Here is a 20,820-nt window from a genome sequence, read left to right on the forward strand (position 1 = left end):
TACCATGCGACTTTGTGACCGTGACATTATTCAGTGGCTTGATGACGGCAGACTGACCATTTCCCCGCGTCCGCCGGTTGAGCGGATTAACGGGGCGACTGCGGATGTCCGTCTCGGACATCAGTTCCGGGTATTCCGGGGCCATACGGCAGCGTATATTGATCTCAGCGGCCCGAAAGAAGAAGTGAATGCGGCGCTGGAAAATGTCATGAGTGATGAAATCACCCTGACAGAAGATGAAGTGTTTTACCTGCATCCGGGAGAACTGGCACTGGCGGTAACACTGGAATCTGTCACGCTGCCGGATAACATGGTCGGCTGGCTGGACGGGCGTTCATCACTGGCACGTCTCGGTCTGATGGTGCACGTCACCGCACACCGGATCGATCCGGGCTGGCACGGGCAAATCGTGCTGGAATTTTATAACTCAGGTAAGTTACCTCTGGCATTACGTCCGGGCATGGTGATCGGCGCCCTGAGTTTTGAGCCGTTATCCGGCTCCGCTGACCGGCCGTATAACCGCCGCAGCGATGCGAAATATAAAAATCAGCAGGGAGCTGTGGGCAGCCGTATCAGCGAAGATTAAACGGCGGACAGAGAACTGTCCGTCAGCGGGTTCAACAGAGAATGGGAAAGGAACAGGGATTATGAAACGATTTTTCACCACGCTGATTATTCTGCTTGTCGTTGTGGCGGCGGGCCTTGCGGCCTTAATCCTGCTGGTGAACCCGAATGATTTTCGCGATTATATCGTTAACAAGGTGAAGGAAGACACCGGTTACGAACTGGTAATGAAAGATGATATGCGCTGGCATGTCTGGCCGAAACTGAGCATCATCACCGGTAAAATGACACTGACCGCACCGGATGCCGCTGAACCGGTGGTGACGGCAGAAAATATGCGTCTTGATGTTGAGCTCTGGCCGCTGTTATCACACCAGTTATCTGTCCGTGAAGTGATGCTTGACGGCGCACTGCTGAAAATCCTGCCTGAAACCGAATCACAGGAGAAGAAAAGCGTCCCTGTGGCCCCGGGTAACCAGAAAGCCAGACCGGTACCGGTTGAGCAGGGAAATAAATGGTCGTTTGATGTGGATCGCATCCGTATTGCCAACAGTCTGCTGGTCTGGCAGGCTCAGGACGGTACGCAGATTAACATGCGTGACATTAACTTCTCTCTCGAACGCAATACCCCTGAACGCTATGTGATAGCGCTGAACAGCAATATTCTGCGTAATCAGCAGGAGCTCTCTTTCAGCCTGAGTTCTGATATCGACCTTTCCCAGTATCCGGTACAGGTCAGCGGCAATATTAACCGTCTGAATTACCGCCTGTCCGGTGCCGGTCTGTATGCCAACGGCATCAACGGTAACGGTACGACGACCTATACCTGGCACGAAGCCGTCGGTCAGGCGCCTCAGTCCCTGATTCTGGAAAACCTGAAACTGAGCGCGAACGAAAGCCAGCTCAGCGGCACAATCGAAGCGGCGCTTGGTGAAACCCCGCGTTATGATATCCAGCTGGCCTCCTCAAAACTGAATCTGGATAACCTGCTCGGTTATGAGCGTGCCGTGCATTCAGAAAACGGGGAAAAACCGGTTGCCACCAAACCGGCGGTGATCACGACCGGCAGTAACGCGGATAAATATGACCTGACCTTTATGAATCACTTCAATGCCACGCTGGCGCTGAATGTGGATTCCCTGATTTATCAGGGGATGGAGATCGGCCAGCTGACGGTGAAAGCAGAGAACCGTGGCAGTATCACTGAAATTTCCAAAATGACCGGTAACGTATTCGGCGGCCGTTTCTCACTGCCGATGACGATTTATTCCGAAAAGGTCCCGGCGCAGCTGCGTATTAAACCATTGCTGCAGAATATTGATGTAAAACCACTGCTGACGGCGTTTAAAATGCCGGAAAAATTCACCGGTCGTCTGAGCTTTGACGGTGATCTGCGCGGCACCGGTTATGACCAGGACGCGGTATTAAATAACTGGCGCGGTGATGTGGCACTGACAATTACTGATGTTAAGCTGCTTGGTCTGAATATTCCGTATCTGATCCAGCAGTCACTTTCCCAGGCAACTGACAAAGTGGCTCAGCCGCAATCCATGGATGCCATGACCGAAGCGAAAAAACTGGAAGCTATCGGTACGCTGAATAACGGCGAAGTAAAAATCAGTAAAATTCTGGCGGTATCCGATGCCTTTAATATTACCGGCAGCGGGCGGACCAATCTGGTGAAACAGAATCTGGATGTGAACCTGGGTGTTCAGATCTTAAAAGGCTGGGGGAAAACCAACGATCTGGTGACCTGGCTGCAATCCATCCGTATTCCGGTTGTGCTGTTCGGTGACTGGGATAATATTCAGTATAAATTTGAAGTGGAAACCCTGCTGCGTAATCAGTTACAGCAGCGGGTAAAACAGGCAGCCGGAGAGTTGCTGAATGAAAAAACCGGGCGGGATCTCAACGCTGTGGAATCCTTAATTAACCGGTTATAAATTCGCGGACAATTTATACAAACAGAGCAGTGACGATAATTTATATTGTCACTGCTTTTTTAATGCAGAAGGCCGGAATACATAAATGATACGGGTAATAACCAAGGTTCATTGACACATATCATTTAATCTCACTCCGGTTTTCGGCACAGTGCATTAATCATTTTTATAAATAAAAATACCAGACAGGAGCAGAAATGTTAGACCTTCTCATTGGTGCTGTCGTCGCCGTCGGCGTCGGGCGCTATATTATTAAAGGGTATTCAGCAACAGGGGTGCTGATGGTCGGGGGCTTACTGCTTCTGATCATCAGTGTCATGATGGGAAAAAATATCCTGCCGTCCGCCGCCACCTCCACCGGCTGGGGACCGACAAACATTATTGAGTATGTGAAGTACCTGCTGATGAACCGCGGCGGCGACCTCGGTATGATGATCATGGTACTGTGCGGTTTTGCGGCTTATATGACCCATATCGGTGCCAACGATGTGGTGATCAAAATGGTCTCCAAACCGCTGAAGGTCGTGAACTCCCCGTATCTGCTGATGATTGTTGCCTACTTTATTGCCTGTCTGATGTCTCTGGCGGTATCTTCGGCTACCGGTCTGGGCGTGTTACTGATGGCAACCCTGTTCCCGGTCATGGTGAACGTGGGGATCAGCCGTGGTGCGGCTGCGGCTATCTGTGCGTCTCCGGCGGCGATTATCCTGGCACCGACCTCCGGTGACGTGGTGATTGCGGCGGAAGCCTCTATGATTCCGCTGAAAGAGTTCGCTTTCAGCCTGACACTGCCGATTTCTATCGTGGCGATTGTGTCTATGGCGATTGCCCACTATTTCTGGCAGCGTTTCCTGGATCGCAAAGAAGATATCAAATCTGAAATCCTGGATGTCAAAGAAATTACCACCAATGCACCTAAGTTCTACGCCATTCTGCCGTTTATGCCGATCATCGGTGTTCTGCTGTTTGATGGTAAGCCGTTCAGCATTGGTTTCCTGAGTCACATCGTGCTGCCTGAATTACATATCATCACGATTATTGTCGGCTGTATTATTCTTTCTGCCATTATTGAATTTGTCCGTGGTTTTGACGGCAAAAAAGTGTATGCAGGACTGGATGTCTGCTACCGCGGTATGGCGGATGCCTTTGCAACCGTGGTTATGCTGCTGGTTGCGGCAGGTGTGTTCGCCCAGGGTCTGAGCACCGTCGGCTTTATTTCCGGTCTTATCGACCTGGCGCAGTCTTTCGGTTCAGGTGCTATCGTGATGATGATTGCACTGGTGATTATTACTATGCTGGCGGCGATGACCACCGGTTCCGGTAACGCACCATTCTACGCATTTGTCGAGCTGATCCCGCGTCTGGCACAGCAGATGGGTATCAACCCGGCCTACCTGGTGATCCCGATGTTACAGGCGTCCAACCTGGGCCGTACGATGTCACCGGTTTCCGGTGTGGTGGTTGCGGTTGCCGGTATGGCGAAAATTTCACCATTTGAAGTGGTGAAACGGACATCGGTTCCGGTGCTCGTCGGCCTGCTGGTCGTGATTGCCGCCACTGAGTTCCTGGTGCCGGTTACACTGTAAAACGCGATAAGCCGCACCGGTTATCCGCTGCGGCTTTTTTGTATCAATACGGAAAGTGTGAGGTTGGCTTTGGATAAGATTTTTACCGGGGTTGTGCAGGGCACGGCACTGATTTTAAAAATTGAAGAAAACAATGATCATCTGATTCATATTGTGCAGTTTCCTGCAGAATTATTACCGGGACTGACGATTGGTGATTCCGTGTCGTATAACGGCTGCTGTCTGACGGTGGCGGCAATTGATAACAGCCATGTCGGTTTTTATCTTTTCACTGATACACTGCTGAAAACGGCTCTCGGGCGATTAGCAATCGGCGATAAGGTCAATATCGAAAAAGTGGCGGTATAAAAGCAGTAAAAAAACCCCGTATCTGACGGGGTTTCGCTTTATAAGGGGGAGTTAATTACACGCGGTTAAATGCAATAATGCGGACTGAACGCAGGTCGGCCTGTGACTCGTCGGCGATTTTCTGAGTGGCTTCTTCTAATGCATCCCGGGGTGACACACCGGCTTCAGTTTCTGTGATCTGATGTCCCTGTAAAGTGTCTCCGTTACGGGCGCGCACTTTGTACGATACAAACCAATAATCCATATCATCACCTGCTTATGTCATTAATCGTTTAATCACCATAGCGATTTAACGGTGAGATTAATGTGACCAGAATCAATCATTTCACTCTCTTTTCGCCGCATATATTTTAAATTTGTTTCTGTTCACAGTTCTGAATTATTCCGCCGTCAATCCGGCGGAAGATTCATTATTCATTTCCTGTAATATAAATGCCCGTTCATTTATCAGGCGCGGATTATCGGAAAACGAAACCGCTCTGATAACAAAAACAAGCAGTAAAATTACCGATACTGAGATACAGAGTGAATAAATCCGCTTACCTGCCGGGGTTTTCGCCGTAAATACCAGGTATGCCAGCGCCAGTACCACGCCGGTAGCCGCACCGCTGAGGTGCGCGATATTGTCAGTCCCCGCCTGCATTCCGTTAACCAGTGTCAGCACGATCATAGCACCGACAGACAACCGGTTACGTGAGTACAATGCGCGGACATCTGCCGGCAGCGCCGGGTTAAATCCCTCTTTAATCAGAAATATCACTGTTGCGGCTGCAATGCCCATAATGGCGCCGGATGCACCGACACTGACGGTGATATACACCGTGTGTGCGTATAAATAAAATGATTGTTCTGTATTAAATTCTGTTGATTGCCAAAGGGCGCTGAATAATGAGGCACTGATACCGGAAACCACATAAATAACCAGCATTCTGAATTTACCGAACAGCGCTTCGCAGTTAATACCAATAACAAACAGCGCCAGGCAATTGAGTACCAGATGAAATATATCGGCGTGAAGGATCATACTGATCGGATAACGCCACCAGTCACCGGTCAGTGACAGTTGATAAACATTGGCACCAAACAGTAAAAGATTACTTTCCCGCGACGGCAGCGGTGAGACATAAAGTTCCTGATAAAAATAAATGCCGGTATTGAGCAGCACTAACAGCAGGGTAAGCAGCATAGCAGACAGCCGGAAGGTCTGTTTGGCGGGCAGAATGACCTTTCCCCACGGATTATTATCCTGTTGTTTTAATTCAGTCATACCGAACCTCTGATAGTTAAAAACCGCGCAGACCGGTCTGGTCTGTGCGGTTTTTCAGATCATAATAAAGATCAGGAATTAGTTATTATCTAACCATTCCGTGTGGAACACGCCGTCTTTGTCGGTACGTTTATAAGTATGTGCACCGAAATAGTCACGCTGTGCCTGGATCAGGTTCGCCGGCAGTACCGCACTGCGGTAGCTGTCATAATAGGCGATAGCGGCAGAGAAGGTTGGTGTCGGAATACCGTGCTGAACACCGTAGCAGACCACGTCACGCAGCGCCTGCTGATACTCATCGGCAATCTGTGTGAAGTAAGGGGCCAGCAGCAGGTTAGCCAGTGCCGGGTTTTCCGCATAAGCGTCAGTGATCTTCTGCAGGAACTGGGCGCGGATGATACAACCGGCGCGGAAGATTTTCGCAATTTCGCCGTAGTTCAGATCCCAGTTATATTCGTCAGAAGCAACGCGCAGCTGTGAGAAGCCTTGTGCGTAAGAGACGATTTTCCCCAGATACAGGGCACGGCGGACTTTCTCAATAAATTCTGCTTTATCGCCGCTGAATGCTGCTGTTTTTGGTCCTTTCAGCACTTTGGATGCCGCAACGCGCTGGTCTTTCAGGAAGGAGATATAACGGGCAAACACGGATTCAGTGATCAGCGTCAGCGGCACACCGAGGTCGAGTGCGCTCTGGCTGGTCCATTTACCGGTGCCTTTGTTAGCTGCTTCATCGAGGATCACATCGACCAGATAGTTGCCGTCTTCATCTTTTTTGCGGAAGATATCTTTTGTGATATCAATCAGGTAGCTGCTCAGTTCGCCGTTATTCCACTCGCTGAATACCGATGCCAGTTCATCATTGCTGATACCGAGGGCATTTTTCATCACAGAATATGCTTCGGCAATCAGCTGCATATCGCCGTATTCGATACCGTTGTGCACCATTTTGACATAATGACCGGCACCGTCAGCACCGATATAAGTGACACACGGCTCACCGTCAGCCTGCGCGGCAATCTGTTTCAGGATCGGGGCAACCAGTTCGTAAGCTTCTTTTTGTCCGCCCGGCATAATGGATGGCCCTTTCAGCGCACCTTCCTCACCACCGGAAACACCGGTGCCGATAAAGTTAAAGTCCTGTGCAGACAGTTCTTTATTACGGCGGATGGTGTCCTGAAAGAAGGTATTACCACCGTCGATCAGAATGTCACCTTTATCGAGATGCGGGGTGAGGGATGCGATGGTTTTATCGGTGGCTTCACCGGCTTTGACCATCAGCAGGATACGGCGGGGTTTTTCCAGGGAGTCAACAAACTCTTCAATGCTGTAGCTGGGAACCAGTTTTTTCCCCGGGTTTTCAGCAATCACTTCGTCAGTTTTATCAGAAGAGCGGTTAAAAACAGAAACAGAATAACCGCGGCTTTCGATATTCAGTGCGAGGTTACGGCCCATAACGGCCATACCGACAACACCAATTTGTTGTTTGGACATGAAGACTCCTTCAGGAATTGACCCGTGACTAACGACGATTTCGTTAGCTGACTGTTAATTTCGTCACAGTTTAACGCATGTAAAGCCCGCGTGGTAGCGATTGATGCAAACGGTATCGTCATTGCGCACAACAGGAACAGCGGCAAAGTGCGGAATTTTTTATTGCTATTTGGCCGGACAATCCGCATTATTTCGTGTGCAGCATAAGCTGTGTGAATAAAAGGTAAAACTAACCGTATGGAATGGATCGCTGATCCGTCGATTTGGGCCGGCCTGGCCACATTAATCGTACTCGAAATTGTTCTTGGTATTGATAACCTCGTTTTCATTGCCATTCTTGCCGATAAACTTCCGCCTGCGCTGCGTGACAAAGCCCGTATAACCGGTCTGCTGTGTGCGCTGATCATGCGTATTATTCTGCTGTTCAGTCTCTCCTGGCTTATCACGCTGACCAAACCGATGTTCACGATGTTCGGGCATGCATTCAGTGCGCGTGACTTAATTATGCTGATCGGGGGACTGTTCCTGCTTTTCAAAGCCACGATGGAGCTTAACGAGCGGCTGGAAGGCGGTGAGCATAACGACGGACAGCAGCGGAAAACCTCGAAATTCTGGGCGGTGGTGGCACAGATTATCGTGCTGGATGCGGTCTTCTCTCTGGATTCCGTGATCACGGCAGTCGGGATGGTGGATCATATCGGTGTTATGGTCACTGCGGTGGTTATTGCAATGCTGCTGATGATCTGGGGCAGCCGTCCGCTGACCCGCTTTGTCAATGAACACCCGACCATCGTTATCCTGTGTCTCAGCTTCCTGCTGATGATCGGTTTCAGCCTGGTGGCGGAAGGGTTCGGCTATCACATTCCGAAAGGTTACCTCTACGCGGCGATCGGTTTCTCCATCATGATTGAAATGCTCAATCAGGTGGCGATGTTTAACCGCCGTAAGTTTCTGCGCGGGCGGAATTCCCTGCGTCAGCGTACAGCGGAAGCAGTACTGCGTATTCTGAGCGGTAAACGTGAATCATCGGAGCTGGATAACCGCACTGCGGATTTGATTTCGGATAATCAGGATATTTTTGATCCGGAAGAGCGGCAGATGATTGTCCGCGTACTGGGGCTGTCTCAGCGTAACGTCAACAGTATTATGACCTCGCGTCATGATGTGGAAATGCTGCGGATTGATGCCACCAGTGATGAAATCGCCGCATTGCTGACCAAAAACCCGCATACCCGGGTGGTGATTAAAGGCTCGGGGGATGATGATGAACTGCTGGGGGTGGTGCATGTGATTGATTTGCTGCATCAGCGTTTACAGCAGGACACGCTGGATCTGCACGCGCTGATCAAACAGCCGCTGGTGTTCCCGGAGCAGTTGTCATTACTGAAAGCGCTGGAGCAGTTCCGCCAGGCGCAGACTCACTTTGCTTTTGTGGCGGATGAGTTCGGTTATGTTGAAGGAGTGGTGACACTGACGGACGTGATGGAAACCATCGCCGGAAATCTGCCGGTCAGCGGTATTGAAAATGATGCCCGTCATGATATTCAGTTTACGGATGATAACAGCTGGATAACCAACGGTTTTATGCCGCTGGAAGATCTGATCAATTATATTCCGCTGACACTGGACGAAAAACGGGAATATGAAACTGTGGCCGGATTGCTGATGGAACATTTACAGCGCCTGCCGAAAGTGGGTGAGCAGATCAGTATTGACGGTTGTCTGTTTGAACCGCTGGAAATTCAGAATCACCGGATTAACCGTGTGAAAATCACGCTGCCGGAAAATCCGGAAGACAGTGACGACTAACTGTTAAATAATAACGCCGCCGGAAACAGCGGCGTTATCATCATATCGTGCTGGTTATTCAACCGGGGCACATTCAAAATCAAAGAAGATTTTCTGACTGTTTTTGGCGCGGGGCTTAAACTTCCCGGCCGGTTTGTTATTCACATACACTTCAAATTCAGATGCCCGGGTAATGGCTGAGGTGAAACTGACCCAGGCATTAGCACCACTGCGGGTCGTGGTGTTTTCAGGAATATAATAGGCTTCATCATCAATCAGGAAAGAGATGTCACCGTCAAGGCTCTGGTCATTGCTGTAAACAGACACGCTGTTGTCATAGCCTTCCCCCGCACCTTCGTTGCAGGCGATAATGACGGCATTACCGGCTCCGTTACTGATACTGTATTCAGTAAATCCCTGAGCAGTCCCCATTGACCAGGTATCAGGGACAGCATAAGCAGAGGCAGAGCAGGCGGCAATCACACCGGCCAGCAGTATTTTTTTCATTAATAAGATATCCGTTGCAGTCATATATTATGATCAATATCGGCGGACTATTCAGAACCCTGATAAAAAATATATTCAGCCATCAGCGATAAATCAGGGTAAATCCGGCAGTAGTCTGAATCAGTCCCTCACGAATCTGAGGCTCTGTCTGATAATAACGTCCGCTGACCGCAAAATGATAGACACCTTTGATAATTCCGCCGCCTTTTACCACATCCCACTGAGTTTCATCATCAATATAGGCCGGCATATCGGTACCGAGCGGCCTGGCATTATTATCGATCAGTACCTGAACCCCGACGCCCTTTGCGGCATTCTGTCCGGTCAGATTATTCAGCAGCACTCCCTGACGGCGCAGCGCGGCGGAGGCTTCATTACCGCCGGCGCCTTCAAAAACAGAGGCACGGATATTCTGAATAAAGTTAGTGCCGCCGCAGTCGATATACACATCCACGGTTTGCGGGCCGTTTTGCCCGTAGGCGGTACTGCCGGGACCGGAAAACTGACCGGAAGACACTTTACCGAGGCTGATAATCTGCTCGCGGTTGGAAAAGCGGTACTGACAGGACTCTTTCAGGTATTTAACCGCGATGTTACTGGTTTTTTTCAGCGGAATTGACCATCTTCCGTCCAGCACCAGGTTTCCTGCCGGGTCATAAACTGAAATAGCCACCGGATAAGGTGATGCTATATGTACCGGTAAAAACGTAAGCCCCTGGCTGTCATCCGGTTGTTCATCGGTTCTGACCAGCGTGACTTTGACACCCAGTGCAAACTGGCTTTGTGATGTGCAGGGAAGATCGATATCGGTTGACCCATTTACGCCTATTTTACTGTAACGGGTAATTGAGGGGTTAACATAGTTTCCGGAAATTTCCCCGCCGATATCCAGCCGGTAACCCACGCCGGGTATATTGGATTTAAGCACGGCATATCCGTCTTTTTCGCCCAGAATAATTCCGATACCTTCAGTTGTGACAGCAGCACGATAGGTTTCACCCCGGGTGCAGCGGAAGCGGGGGGATGAATAACTTAAGTGAAAATGCGGGACATACTCAGTTTCAATCAGCTGTCCGCTGGTATTCCGGATAGGTTCCCCAAAGCGGTAGCTGCCGGAGTTAAAGACACCTATCGTGGCTTTGATATCTTTTGCACCCCGCCAGACGGGGGCAACGTGGCCTTTGATGTCCGTTACTGTACTGAAAGCGGACACCTGCGTGCTGACTATCATGGCGAAGAAAAAAAGCAGTGATTTAATTCTCATCATTAATTATCCCGCAGGTCGCTGTCACGACCGACACTTTATCATTCATCAGGTATTTGTGATTAATCTCAGTCAGATCAATCACACATTGCTGCCCGTCGGCGGCACTGGTATCCACGCGGATCGTTGTCATTTTTTCATTCAGATTCAGGAAGATTTTTCCGCCCTGGCCGACAAACGTCAGCGGCTCGTTATCCGGTCCGTACACGGTTGCACCCAGCGGTAACATATTTCCCTGAGAATCCCGGGTTTTCAGTACCACCGGAGCACCGATACGGGTATCGAGTTCGACAAATATTGCACTGCCGGAACGCGGAATAATCGTGCGTTTTGATTCTTCCACGGTGTAATTCTGCCCCAGGTCACGGGTTTCGATACCGACCAGATTTTTGCGGTAAGGCACGAGGTTAGGCTGAATGGCATAACCGGCGCTGTTTGTGTGCGTATCTGCTCCCAGCACCTGCGCATTTTCAATGCCTTCCGCTTTTATAATGGCAAAGGAGTTACCCAGCCTGTTGGCAAAAAGCAATCCGCCGCTGTGGCCGACAATCGCACCAGAGGCGCTTACATTTAATGTTTTTGAGTCAGGATAATGGCTGTAATCCGCCGAGAAATCCGCAATACCGGTTTTATAACGGCCGCCGGCAGTGGCGTAACGGCTGGTTTCATCTTCATATTGATCCTGTCCGGCGGATAATGAGTAATCAAGATCGTCACTGAGACTGCCGCTGACACCGGCACCGATATTCCGGTTATCGCCGGCATTGAGATAATTGGCGGTCAGATAGGTGTTATTTCCGGCAGACAGCGGAATGCTCAGCGATAATGAAAAGAGCGTGTCGTTGTTATACTGATTATCGGTTTTCCGGAGAGAGGCGATCACCCCTGCGCTATACACGCTCGTGGTATAAGACATAGTATATTGCTTACTGGTTTTGCTGCTGTTCCAGTAATCTGCCGTTGAACCGCTGACACTGACACTGCCTGCGTTATACGGCAGGCGCTGACTCATCGACAGGGTGTACTGGGTTTTCAGTTTATAGGCATTATTCTGCTGTTGTTCATCATACTGAAAATAGCCGTGATTCATCTGCATCGCGTTATAAACGCTGACATAGTTTTTGGTATCAAACTGAATGGAAGAGAGGTTGATATAGGTTTCCGTTGACGGAAATGTTTTGCTGTAACTGAGTTTATAAGAATTCCCTTCAAGGGTTTTATCATTATTTTTCAGTGTCGCTTTGGCGTGGATCACTTCGCCGTTAAAGGCGCCCACCGGGGTATTGATGGTCATTCCGGCGGCGCCGGACAGATAATCGTTACTGAATACCGTTCCCAGTGAGGCAGAAATCCGGTTGCTGACACCATAACGTAATGAGGCATCGGTTACCGGGTCACCGAATACGGTATTACGGTAGCGCAGTTTGCCCACGCCGATATCGAAATCGAGTTTACCGGGACGGGTAAAGGATAAACCGCTCTGCACCGGAATCTGCATTTTCTGAACGCTGCCGTCGGCTTCAATAATATCGACCAGCAGATCCCCGGAATAATAGACCGGCAGGAGATCACTGATTTCGAACGGCCCGGCCGGTACAACCGTGTTGTAAATTTCTGTTCCGGAATCCGCAAGATACACTTTTACCTGTGCCTGAGTCTTGGCGATCCCCTGAATCACCGGGGCATATCCGGTTTCCCGGCTTGATAACATGCTGTTATCATTACGTAAACGAACACCCCGTAATGAACTGCCGTTGGAAAAAACAGAACCGGAATAAAAATCCCCGAGTGTCAGTTTGCTTTTTATCGAATCAATATCCCGTTCAAGCCAGGTCATGACCGCCGTATATTTATCATTATTTATCTGACTGTCATTACGGAAACGCCATTTGGAAATATTAATGCCGGAATTAAGCGTTAATGAATCGGTGGTATTGGAATAGCCTTCTGAGCGGGTGGTATAGCGATTATAAAAATAATTGGTAAATATAACAGACTTACCTTCATCCCAGTTAAGCGGATTACTTTCCGGCGGAACCGGTTTCAGTAAATCCCGCTGCGGGACAGAAAGATGCAGTTGTTGTTTACTGAAAATAAATTCAAATGCGGATTCAGGGATCAGATCAGATAAATAAAAGCAGTCGTTTTCATCCTGTTTTTCTGTCTGTTCATGAAAGGTATCAACGAGAGAATTGATTAATCCCATTGAATTAACCAATTCCGGAGTTAAACAGACCTGCAATTTTCCGGACTTATTATTCTCCAGCTTAATCAGGAATTTCCCGGTATTCTGATCATTGACATAAACATCAGTACGGTATAATCCCGGCATCTGGTCATTATCGGTGGTCAGGCGGCGTAAATCGACATCTCCGCTGACGGCATAATTTTTAATAAAGGCCGGGTTAAATTCGTAATCGTCGTCGTCATCAGCAAAGGCCACACTAAACGGCAGTGTGGCGGAAAAAATAATAGCAGAGAGATAAACAGGCCATTGCATATGTTTCTTCGGGCAACCTTAATTTACGGTTTTTTCGGCGTCTGAACTGCCGCCGGAATCATTGACATAGCTGAATTTAATGACAGCGGATGACGGAACTGCCGTTAACCGGTTTATTTTTGCCTGTGTGGTGCCGCCGAAAGGCGCCATCATGGCAAGCCCGGGCTGAACATCATATTCCTGTTGATTAACAATGACTTTTGCTTTGTCCGGTGTGATATAAAATGCACTGTTATTTTTGGCGGACAGCCAGATATCCGCGCCTTGTTTTGTTATTGTCCAGTCCGTTTTATCAGCGGCGGAGCTGTAATCGCCGGCAATTGCAGAAGGGCGGTAAAAGAGTTTGAATTTTGATAAGACAGAAATCTGCAGGTTATTTTCAACGGCTTTGCTTTTCGGCGGAACATCCAGAATATTAAGGGTAAAAATTGTTTCACGATCAGCAGGAAGCGGTTCACCGGTATACAGAATACGGACGGTCTGCACATTTCCCGGTTTAATTTTAAATAACGGCGGCAGAACGACAAAAGGGGTATCTTCAATATCCGCTTTGGTGACCTCTTTACCGGAACGTTTTTCGGAAAAACCGGTTGTCAGCCAGACCTGACTCAGCGCTGTTTTTTCACCGCTGTTTTCAATATTAACGGATATTTCTTTATCATCGGAAGGATATACAAAACGGGTTCCGGTCACCACAATAGCAGCGCTTGCCGGAATAGCCACCAACGACAGAAAGACAGCTATCATCTTTTTAATCATATTCGCTCTTATATACTCTTATTTTGATGAGTGGAATAAAGAAAAGGAAACAGGGTGATTAGAACAAATTCATCACCCTATTTCCATTATATTTTATAATATAAGATTATTTATAAATAATTTCGAAATCAACGTTAGATTCTACTACACCCGGCTCAGAAGCACCTACGGCATAATACTTAGCAATATAGTTTAACTGAACATTACCTTCCGCTAATTTGGTAAAACCGACATTCTGGTTGTCTTTATCCATACCCAGTTTAATAAACTGGTCATTCTGGTTATACAGCGCAATATTGACATTTTTGGCAGTTGTTGCACCAATACCTTTGGTATTCAGTGTTTTTGTTGTCAGATCAATGTTAGGGCCGACAAAACTTAAACCCACGTCAGTCACACTCTCTGCCGCCGCACACTTGGATAATTCGATTGTGAACGGAGTAGTACCGGTGGTATCACCGACATTCTGTAATGCGTTTGCACTGACTTTTGGTAATGTTACTGTTTTATCTTTATTTGCACCTTCAACTACACAGCTTTGTTTTACCACTTCACCTTTAAATGTAATTTTACCATCAGCGGCAACAGCGCCTGCGGAAATAGCAGTAAACAGGATAGCAGTAATTAAATTAATCTTTTTCATGGAATTCTTTCTCGTCGTCGTAATAATGAATTTGGTTATATTTTTGGGTAAGTAACTTAACTTGGAAATACTCTAACACACTCCCTTACACCCTTAAAATTGATCTGGCGCAAGTTTCCAATTGGTAATTTTTTTATCTAAAAAAGTGCATTGTTATAGAGTTTAAATCCTGACTGAATCGCTTCAAATGGTTTAAATGACTGAATTGAGTCTATAGTGGCGCTACAAAACAAACATAGATGCGGATCGGCGAGAAAACTTTATGCTCACGGGAATGTGATAATACGTAACTCATTGATAACAAAAGATTGCTGAAAAAATAACACCAGTTAATGTTAACTATACATGTACTAATACCACGTCTTATTTTGTTTATTTAGAATATAGCTAAGTATTAATAACCAATATTTAACACGCAATTGATTGCCTGCGTTTAAATAAAATAATAACAATATGTTTCCGGATAAGACCGGAAGGTTTGTTTTTCATTGCCGGATTTTCTGATGTTTTTGCAGCAGGGTTTTAATCGTCATTACTGAATAGTTAATTTATCTGATATTTGTTACCGGCCATTCCGGTTATTTTAATTATCCGGAATGAATAATCATTTTTTAAAAAAGAATATTTATTTTTTTATGACAAAAGATAATAGCTAACATGTTGTTAAAATGATGGTTTTACTTATCTTATGCGTTAATTATGCAATGAGGATGTTCAGGAAGCGCAGGTGATCAGATTTTGACACACAATAATTTTACATTCCCCGCTTTCTCTGCTTTATTTTTACTGTCAATCGTATACCCTGCAAACCCTGAATTGTGGTTATGTATCAGATTTCTGTAAGGATAAAAAACCGCCTATGTCTGTCGTTACACTGATCCTCGTTTTTCTGCTGGCCGTGATTGCCAGCGTGTTTATCTCCCGCCTGCTGCGGGATAAAATCCCGTTACCTTTCATCCAGATTGCTATTGGGGCAGGGTTATCACTTTTTGGTTTTGATGTGGCGTTTGAGCCGCACCTGTTCCTGTTCCTTTTTATCCCGCCGCTGCTGTTTCTTGACGGCTGGCGTATTCCGAAGGAAGCGCTGTTCAGTGATATCAAACCTATTTTCTCGCTGGCTATCGGTCTGGTGTTCTTCACGGTTGTCGGTATGGGGCTGTTTATCCACTGGCTGATCCCGGCGGTTTCCCTTGCAGTTGCCTTTGCACTGGCGGCGATTCTGTCACCGACTGACCCGGTGTCTGTGGCGGCAATGACGGTCAATGCACCGCTGCCGTCCCGTATGGCACATATTCTGGAAGGGGAGTCCCTCTTTAATGATGCCAGCGGTCTGGTGTGTTTCAGTTTTGCGGTAACCGCTGCACTGACCGGGACATTCTCTCTGCCGTCAGCTGCCGGGAAGTTTATGGTGGTGGCGCTGGGCGGCATTATGGTCGGTTTGCTGATTGCCATGTTTATCGGGAAAGTGAACCAGTTCCTGGTGCAGCGTACCGGGGAAGACCCGGCAATCCAGATTATGATCAGCCTGCTGATCCCGTTTGTCTCTTATCTGGCGGCGGAGCACCTGGGAGTCTCCGGTATTCTGGCCGCGGTGGCTGCCGGTATTGCGATGCACTATGAGCGTATTGTCGGCCGTATGCAGTCCGCAACCCGCATGCAGAGCAAAGCGGTCTGGGATACCGTGCAGGTCGCACTGAACGGAATGATCTTTATTCTGCTGGGGGAACAATTACCCGGAATGTGGCGTGCAGTGCCGCAGGTGGCGGCGGATGCCGGGGCTTCTGCGCCGTGGGTATTACTGCTGTATGTGGTGATTATCACCTTCGGTCTGGCGGTTCTGCGTTTTGCCTGGGTATGGATTGCTATGACACTGACGGTTTTCCGCCAGCGCCGCAAAGGTAAACAGTCCGATATGCCGCATCTGCGCCTGATGGCGATTATGGCAACAGCCGGTGTGCGCGGGGCGATTACGCTCGCCGGTATTCTGACTCTGCCGATGCTGATGAATGATGGTTCACCGTTCCCGCACCGGGATCTGGCTATCTTCCTGGCGATGGGGGTTATTCTGTTTTCACTGGTGATTGCCGCGGTTGCTCTGCCGGTACTGACGAAAGGGCTGAATACTGACTTACCGCATGATAATGAAGAGCTGAATGCCCGTTTCACCCTGAATGAAGCTGCGATGAACAATCTGCGGGTGCAGATGGCGGAGCCGCTGGAAGACATTGATGAAATGACACTGCGGACAGAAGTGGGAACTCACCTGCTGGAGATCTACGGCCGTCATCTTGACAGTAACAGTGATGATCAGACCGCCGGATTTGACTGGCTGAATGTCATCCGTGTGGAACGGCGGATGTCACTGAACGCCCTTCAGGCGGAGCGGGATGCGCTGAAACAGCTGCGTAAGAGTAAGAATATCAGTGAGCACACCTATACACGGCTGGTGCAGGAACTGGATCTGAAAGAAGAGGCACTGAAACTGGCTCTGCGCTGATCGCCGCAGAAAAAAGATCAGAAGACCCGCTGCATGCGGGTCTTCAGGCTGTTGACTAACATAATAACAGCAATCCGGACACCGGATGAATACAGTGACAAGACGGACATATTGGCTTCGCCTTGACAGGAAATTTAACTTAAGGTTAAGTTCATGTTTTCTGACTAAGGACGTTGTTATGGCACATCCGATTTATTTGACGTTAACCGGTAAAATTCAGGGACTGATTTCTGCAGGATGTTCATCTGTTGATTCAATAGGTAACCGTTATCAGGCCGGACATGAAAATGAAATTCTGATACTTAATTTAAGCGCAGGGGCGTTCCGGGCGCAAAATGCCGCCTATAAAGAGCTGATATTCACGAAACCGATAGATAAAGCATTTCCTCTGCTTTACTCCTGTGTCGATAATAATGAGATTCTGGAAGCAACCTTCAAATGCTACCGGACAAGTCAGCACGGACAGCTTGAGGTCTGCGCCACATATAAACTTACCGGCGTATCACTGGTTGATGTTGATGATGTTCATGCGAACTTAATCAGTGAGGGCAGCGAAGACCCCTATCAGCGCGTCAAAATGAGATATATCTCTATCTCAAGAGAACATACAAAAGCCAGCACCTCAACATACAGCATTAACAGTGAAATGATTTAACAGACAACGATAAGTTAAAGGATATGTGCTATTTGCACATATCCTTTGAAATAACATATTCAGTTGGCGCTAACATAGATTTTTTATAACATTTTACATAGCCGCGTGATGTTAAATCATACTCAACATAAAATGAAAAAATAAAACTAAAAACAATACCAAATATCATTATCGCGACACATGCGTTATTTATTTTATTATTTGCTTTTTGTTTTGTTTTACGATAACCGCAAATAAAAAGGAAATATGCACCCCGGGCAAGAAAAGGAATGCCAAAAATAATAACACCAACCTGAAATGAAAATGACACAGTCTCACTTTTAAGAAAGTATTCAATATAACTTGTTATAGAACCATATGCGCCAAGTGCAACAAAAAAAAGCAGTATAGTTGCAACAAAATACATTTTTACTGGTTTAATTTCATCCACGACTGTTCCTGCCAAAGTTCATGAAAAAATTATCAGCATGGTATCGGCCTTCACCATCAGATCGTGGTTTTCGCTGCTTTCTCAGCTCTCTGATAATAGATTCACTTATTCCAAATTAATCATCAAGTTTATATAAACCATAAGAAATAACAAGACCTGCAAAAAATATTCTCAGAGATATAACAATAACACTACCGCTGGCGATATACCCTGCCGTCACAAAGTAACCAACTACGACTCCGCCTACTTTCATACTTACCGCAAGCTTTGCCATATCCATCGTCACATTCACAAAAAAATCCGTCAGCGTATATTCATCCTTAAATATCAGTTCAGCGACACGGTAAGCCAGAGAATACACAATAGAAAACCGGGTAGATCCTGCAGAAACAGCATTCTGGCCTTGAGTCCCCATGCCCATATACAATATTTTCGGATTATCAGCTAAATACCGCGTTGCATTCAGGAAAGCTCTTACGCCTGCATGACCGGACAGACGGATATAAACATTACCATTTTTCCCGACGTATTCAGTGGCTTTAATACCGATATCTTTGAACTCATTAATAATCCGGAAAACGCGGCCTGGCTCATAAACACTTCCGGCCGATAACACAAAGCAGAAAAAACCACGTTTTATCCTGCTTTGTCAGCAATCTGAGACCCGCGCAGCGGGTCTTTTTTACATCACAATATTGCTGCGGGTATGTGCCTGCAACACCCGGGATGCGATTTGCGTCATGGTGTCATTAATTTCATCAAGCCAGTGGTGAACCTGTTCTGCGGATAACCGGAGTGACGGGCAGTCCCGGTCTTTCTGATTATTCTCTTCCAGCAGCAGAACCAGCTCACTATCCAGCAGAGACTGGAGCATATCAATCCACAGACCGATTTGATGATTCAGCGGTTTTCCGGCCGGGGAGGTAATGCAGTAGCGGCTGAGTAACTCACCGGCGGTATACTGAAAATCATCCCGCAGTGCCAGCCGTTCTGCCAGCGTGGCGGTTGCCGGGGCCGGCAGCGGTGTGCCGAAACAGGTAAATTCATAACTGTCTTCCCGGCTGAACAGGCTGTCATTCAGCCGGATCTGTTTTTCTTCATAATGTATCAGCACTTCGCGCAGCAGCGCGCTGACCGCAAAAAAGTGATCCGTTTTATGAAACTGACTGCCGTTAAGATACGGCGCACTCAGCTGCTGACGCAGAGATTGCTCATCCTCCTCGGGAGAGGAGACAAAACGCCTGCGGGATTTCTGTGTTCTGAACCAGCGGCGCCAGCGGTGTCGCGACATATACAGCAGCAGGCTGAGTAACAGCAGATAATAAAGAGAGTCTAAGAGTTCGTCCTGCATAAGCGCCTTCCCAAGCAAAAATCAGAGTTCACGGCGGACAAACGATACTGTTTCAGGATCGGCAATCCGCTGGTAGTCCTTTGTGTTCAGAATGATCGAACATTCCAGGCTGCCGGCATTAAAAGCCAGTTCGCTGAAACGCTCAAATAACATCGGATCGGCAACGAGACGGAGATCGGGGTGGAAACTGAACGGCGGGATAGCACCGAACACACATTGTGTCAGTTCAGCCGTCTCTGCCGGGCTGGCGAGAGAGGCACGGGTACCGCCGGTTTTTTTTGCCAGTGCCTGTAAATCCGCCTGCTGATCAGAAGGCAGAATCGCGAGGACATACTGACGGACACCGTTTCCTTTGACATGACAAACCAGTGCTTTGGCACCCTGACCGTGGTGTGTGCCGCGCACTCTGGCGACTTCTTCGGTTTTCCCGGCGGAGGCATGGTGCACTACGCGGTAGCGGGCATTATGTTCATCCAGCCGGGCGGTCAGTTTCTCAAAAATCGGGTTCATATCACTCACAGTCTCTGCATTTGTTGCCAATATCCTGACCATTATAGAATGTTACGGCAACAAAAACAGCGGGCAAAAAAGGATTTGCCCGGCTTTCGGATTAACGGTGACGGGAGCGGAGTTTTGCGATTACGGTGGCTAAATCCAGATCAGCATCCTGAAGCAGGACCAGCAGGTGATAGAGCAGATCGGCGGATTCAGAGGTCAGTTCCGCCTTATCGCGGACAGTCGCTGCCAGTGCGGTTTCCACACCTTCTTCACCTACTTTTTGTGCGATCCGTTTGGTCCCGGCGGCATAGAGTTGCGCGGTGTAAGAACTGTCCGGATCGGCGTTTTTGCGGGATTTAATCACAGATTCCAGTTCATACAGGAAACCCTGGGCAGTTTGTGCCGGTGCAAAACAGCTGTTGGTACCCTGATGACAGGTCGGGCCGACCGGTAAAACCAGGGCGAGCAGCGTGTCATTATCACAGTCTTTAAACAGGTCGGTCAGATTCAGAAAATGCCCGGAGGATTCCCCTTTGGTCCACAGCCGCTGTTTGGTGCGGGAATAAAACGTCACGCGTTTTTCGCTGATCGTTTTGTCCAGTGCGTCGCGGTTCATGTAGCCCAGCATCAGCACATCGCCGGAGACAGCGTGCTGAACAATAACCGGCAGCAGGCCGCCGGTTTTCTGCCAGTCCAGTTGTGCAATTTCCTGTTCCGTGAGCATTGTGT

Annotated in this window: 20 protein-coding genes; 7 read left to right on the forward strand and 13 right to left on the reverse strand. The window is 48.0% G+C overall.

Going from position 1 to position 20,820, the window contains the following annotated elements:
* Positions 1-4: 4 nt before the first annotated feature.
* The 4 genes from dcd to AAZR23_RS01035 all read left to right on the forward strand — a co-directional run bounded on the left by dcd (position 5) and on the right by AAZR23_RS01035 (position 4,441).
* Positions 5-586, forward strand: a complete 582-nt coding sequence (gene dcd / locus AAZR23_RS01020; protein ID WP_046893786.1) for a dCTP deaminase — start codon at positions 5-7, stop codon at positions 584-586.
* 61 nt (positions 587-647) lie between these two features.
* On the forward strand, positions 648-2,507 hold the full coding sequence (gene asmA / locus AAZR23_RS01025) for an outer membrane assembly protein AsmA (RefSeq protein WP_218427757.1): 1,860 nt from the start codon (positions 648-650) through the stop codon (positions 2,505-2,507).
* 197 nt (positions 2,508-2,704) lie between these two features.
* Complete coding sequence (gene dcuC / locus AAZR23_RS01030) at positions 2,705-4,093, forward strand: anaerobic C4-dicarboxylate transporter DcuC (RefSeq protein WP_046893788.1); 1,389 nt, start codon at positions 2,705-2,707, stop codon at positions 4,091-4,093.
* Positions 4,094-4,162: 69 nt separating this feature from the next.
* Positions 4,163-4,441 carry a riboflavin synthase gene (locus AAZR23_RS01035; protein ID WP_218427761.1) on the forward strand — a complete coding sequence of 93 codons (279 nt, stop codon included), beginning with the start codon at positions 4,163-4,165 and terminating at the stop codon, positions 4,439-4,441.
* A gap of 55 nt (positions 4,442-4,496) precedes the next feature.
* Here AAZR23_RS01035 and AAZR23_RS01040 read toward each other — a convergent pair whose 3' ends face one another.
* The 3 genes from AAZR23_RS01040 to gndA all read right to left on the reverse strand — a co-directional run bounded on the left by AAZR23_RS01040 (position 4,497) and on the right by gndA (position 7,199).
* Positions 4,497-4,685 carry a hypothetical protein gene (locus AAZR23_RS01040; protein WP_046893789.1) on the reverse strand — a complete coding sequence of 63 codons (189 nt, stop codon included), beginning with the start codon at positions 4,683-4,685 and terminating at the stop codon, positions 4,497-4,499.
* A gap of 135 nt (positions 4,686-4,820) precedes the next feature.
* Positions 4,821-5,708 carry a rhomboid family intramembrane serine protease gene (locus AAZR23_RS01045; protein WP_166707286.1) on the reverse strand — a complete coding sequence of 296 codons (888 nt, stop codon included), beginning with the start codon at positions 5,706-5,708 and terminating at the stop codon, positions 4,821-4,823.
* A gap of 78 nt (positions 5,709-5,786) precedes the next feature.
* Positions 5,787-7,199 carry an NADP-dependent phosphogluconate dehydrogenase gene (gene gndA / locus AAZR23_RS01050; RefSeq protein ID WP_434689976.1) on the reverse strand — a complete coding sequence of 471 codons (1,413 nt, stop codon included), beginning with the start codon at positions 7,197-7,199 and terminating at the stop codon, positions 5,787-5,789.
* Positions 7,200-7,436: 237 nt separating this feature from the next.
* On the opposite strand from gndA, the gene AAZR23_RS01055 reads away from it, so the two are divergent.
* Positions 7,437-9,008 carry a TerC family protein gene (locus tag AAZR23_RS01055; RefSeq protein ID WP_434689978.1) on the forward strand — a complete coding sequence of 524 codons (1,572 nt, stop codon included), beginning with the start codon at positions 7,437-7,439 and terminating at the stop codon, positions 9,006-9,008.
* 54 nt (positions 9,009-9,062) lie between these two features.
* Here the strand turns inward: AAZR23_RS01055 and AAZR23_RS01060 are convergent, their stop codons facing one another.
* From AAZR23_RS01060 to AAZR23_RS01080, 5 genes are all read right to left on the reverse strand, one after another.
* Complete coding sequence (locus AAZR23_RS01060; protein ID WP_434689981.1) at positions 9,063-9,494, reverse strand: hypothetical protein; 432 nt, start codon at positions 9,492-9,494, stop codon at positions 9,063-9,065.
* An 82-nt stretch (positions 9,495-9,576) separates the two neighbouring features.
* Positions 9,577-10,761, reverse strand: coding sequence for a fimbrial protein (locus AAZR23_RS01065; RefSeq protein ID WP_166707289.1), 1,185 nt, complete (start codon positions 10,759-10,761; stop codon positions 9,577-9,579).
* Positions 10,748-13,258 carry a fimbria/pilus outer membrane usher protein gene (locus tag AAZR23_RS01070; protein ID WP_434689984.1) on the reverse strand — a complete coding sequence of 837 codons (2,511 nt, stop codon included), beginning with the start codon at positions 13,256-13,258 and terminating at the stop codon, positions 10,748-10,750. Before AAZR23_RS01070 ends, AAZR23_RS01065 begins: the two co-directional genes overlap by 14 nt.
* A gap of 18 nt (positions 13,259-13,276) precedes the next feature.
* Positions 13,277-14,005 carry a fimbrial biogenesis chaperone gene (locus AAZR23_RS01075; protein WP_166707291.1) on the reverse strand — a complete coding sequence of 243 codons (729 nt, stop codon included), beginning with the start codon at positions 14,003-14,005 and terminating at the stop codon, positions 13,277-13,279.
* 118 nt (positions 14,006-14,123) lie between these two features.
* A complete protein-coding gene (locus AAZR23_RS01080) occupies positions 14,124-14,660 on the reverse strand; it encodes a fimbrial protein (RefSeq protein ID WP_046893796.1) in 537 nt (178 codons plus the stop codon).
* An 859-nt stretch (positions 14,661-15,519) separates the two neighbouring features.
* Between AAZR23_RS01080 and AAZR23_RS01085 the strand changes: the two genes are divergently transcribed.
* Positions 15,520-17,157 carry a Na+/H+ antiporter gene (locus AAZR23_RS01085; protein WP_107678189.1) on the forward strand — a complete coding sequence of 546 codons (1,638 nt, stop codon included), beginning with the start codon at positions 15,520-15,522 and terminating at the stop codon, positions 17,155-17,157.
* Between the two features lie 178 nt (positions 17,158-17,335).
* On the forward strand, positions 17,336-17,812 hold the full coding sequence (tssD, locus tag AAZR23_RS01090; protein ID WP_218427770.1) for a type VI secretion system tube protein TssD: 477 nt from the start codon (positions 17,336-17,338) through the stop codon (positions 17,810-17,812).
* A 28-nt stretch (positions 17,813-17,840) separates the two neighbouring features.
* On the opposite strand, the gene AAZR23_RS01095 is transcribed toward tssD, so the two are convergent.
* The 5 genes from AAZR23_RS01095 to hisIE all read right to left on the reverse strand — a co-directional run bounded on the left by AAZR23_RS01095 (position 17,841) and on the right by hisIE (position 20,815).
* Entirely contained in the window at positions 17,841-18,242 is a 402-nt protein-coding gene (locus AAZR23_RS01095; RefSeq protein WP_434689989.1) for a DUF1240 domain-containing protein, read from the reverse strand.
* 115 nt (positions 18,243-18,357) lie between these two features.
* Positions 18,358-18,858 (reverse strand): hypothetical protein, encoded by a 501-nt coding sequence (locus tag AAZR23_RS01100; protein ID WP_434689990.1) that lies wholly within the window; start codon positions 18,856-18,858, stop codon positions 18,358-18,360.
* 66 nt (positions 18,859-18,924) lie between these two features.
* The gene (locus AAZR23_RS01105) at positions 18,925-19,593 is read right to left on the reverse strand and encodes a hypothetical protein (protein WP_046893798.1); all 669 of its coding nucleotides are present in this window, start codon (positions 19,591-19,593) and stop codon (positions 18,925-18,927) included.
* 21 nt (positions 19,594-19,614) lie between these two features.
* The gene (locus AAZR23_RS01110) at positions 19,615-20,103 is read right to left on the reverse strand and encodes a YbaK/prolyl-tRNA synthetase associated domain-containing protein (protein WP_032098885.1); all 489 of its coding nucleotides are present in this window, start codon (positions 20,101-20,103) and stop codon (positions 19,615-19,617) included.
* Positions 20,104-20,203: 100 nt separating this feature from the next.
* The gene (gene hisIE / locus AAZR23_RS01115) at positions 20,204-20,815 is read right to left on the reverse strand and encodes a bifunctional phosphoribosyl-AMP cyclohydrolase/phosphoribosyl-ATP diphosphatase HisIE (RefSeq protein WP_052926186.1); all 612 of its coding nucleotides are present in this window, start codon (positions 20,813-20,815) and stop codon (positions 20,204-20,206) included.
* Positions 20,816-20,820 lie beyond the last annotated feature (5 nt).

Source organism: Morganella sp. Je.2.23, from assembly GCF_051129855.1.
Classification (GTDB): Bacteria; Pseudomonadota; Gammaproteobacteria; order Enterobacterales; family Enterobacteriaceae; genus Morganella; species Morganella sibonii.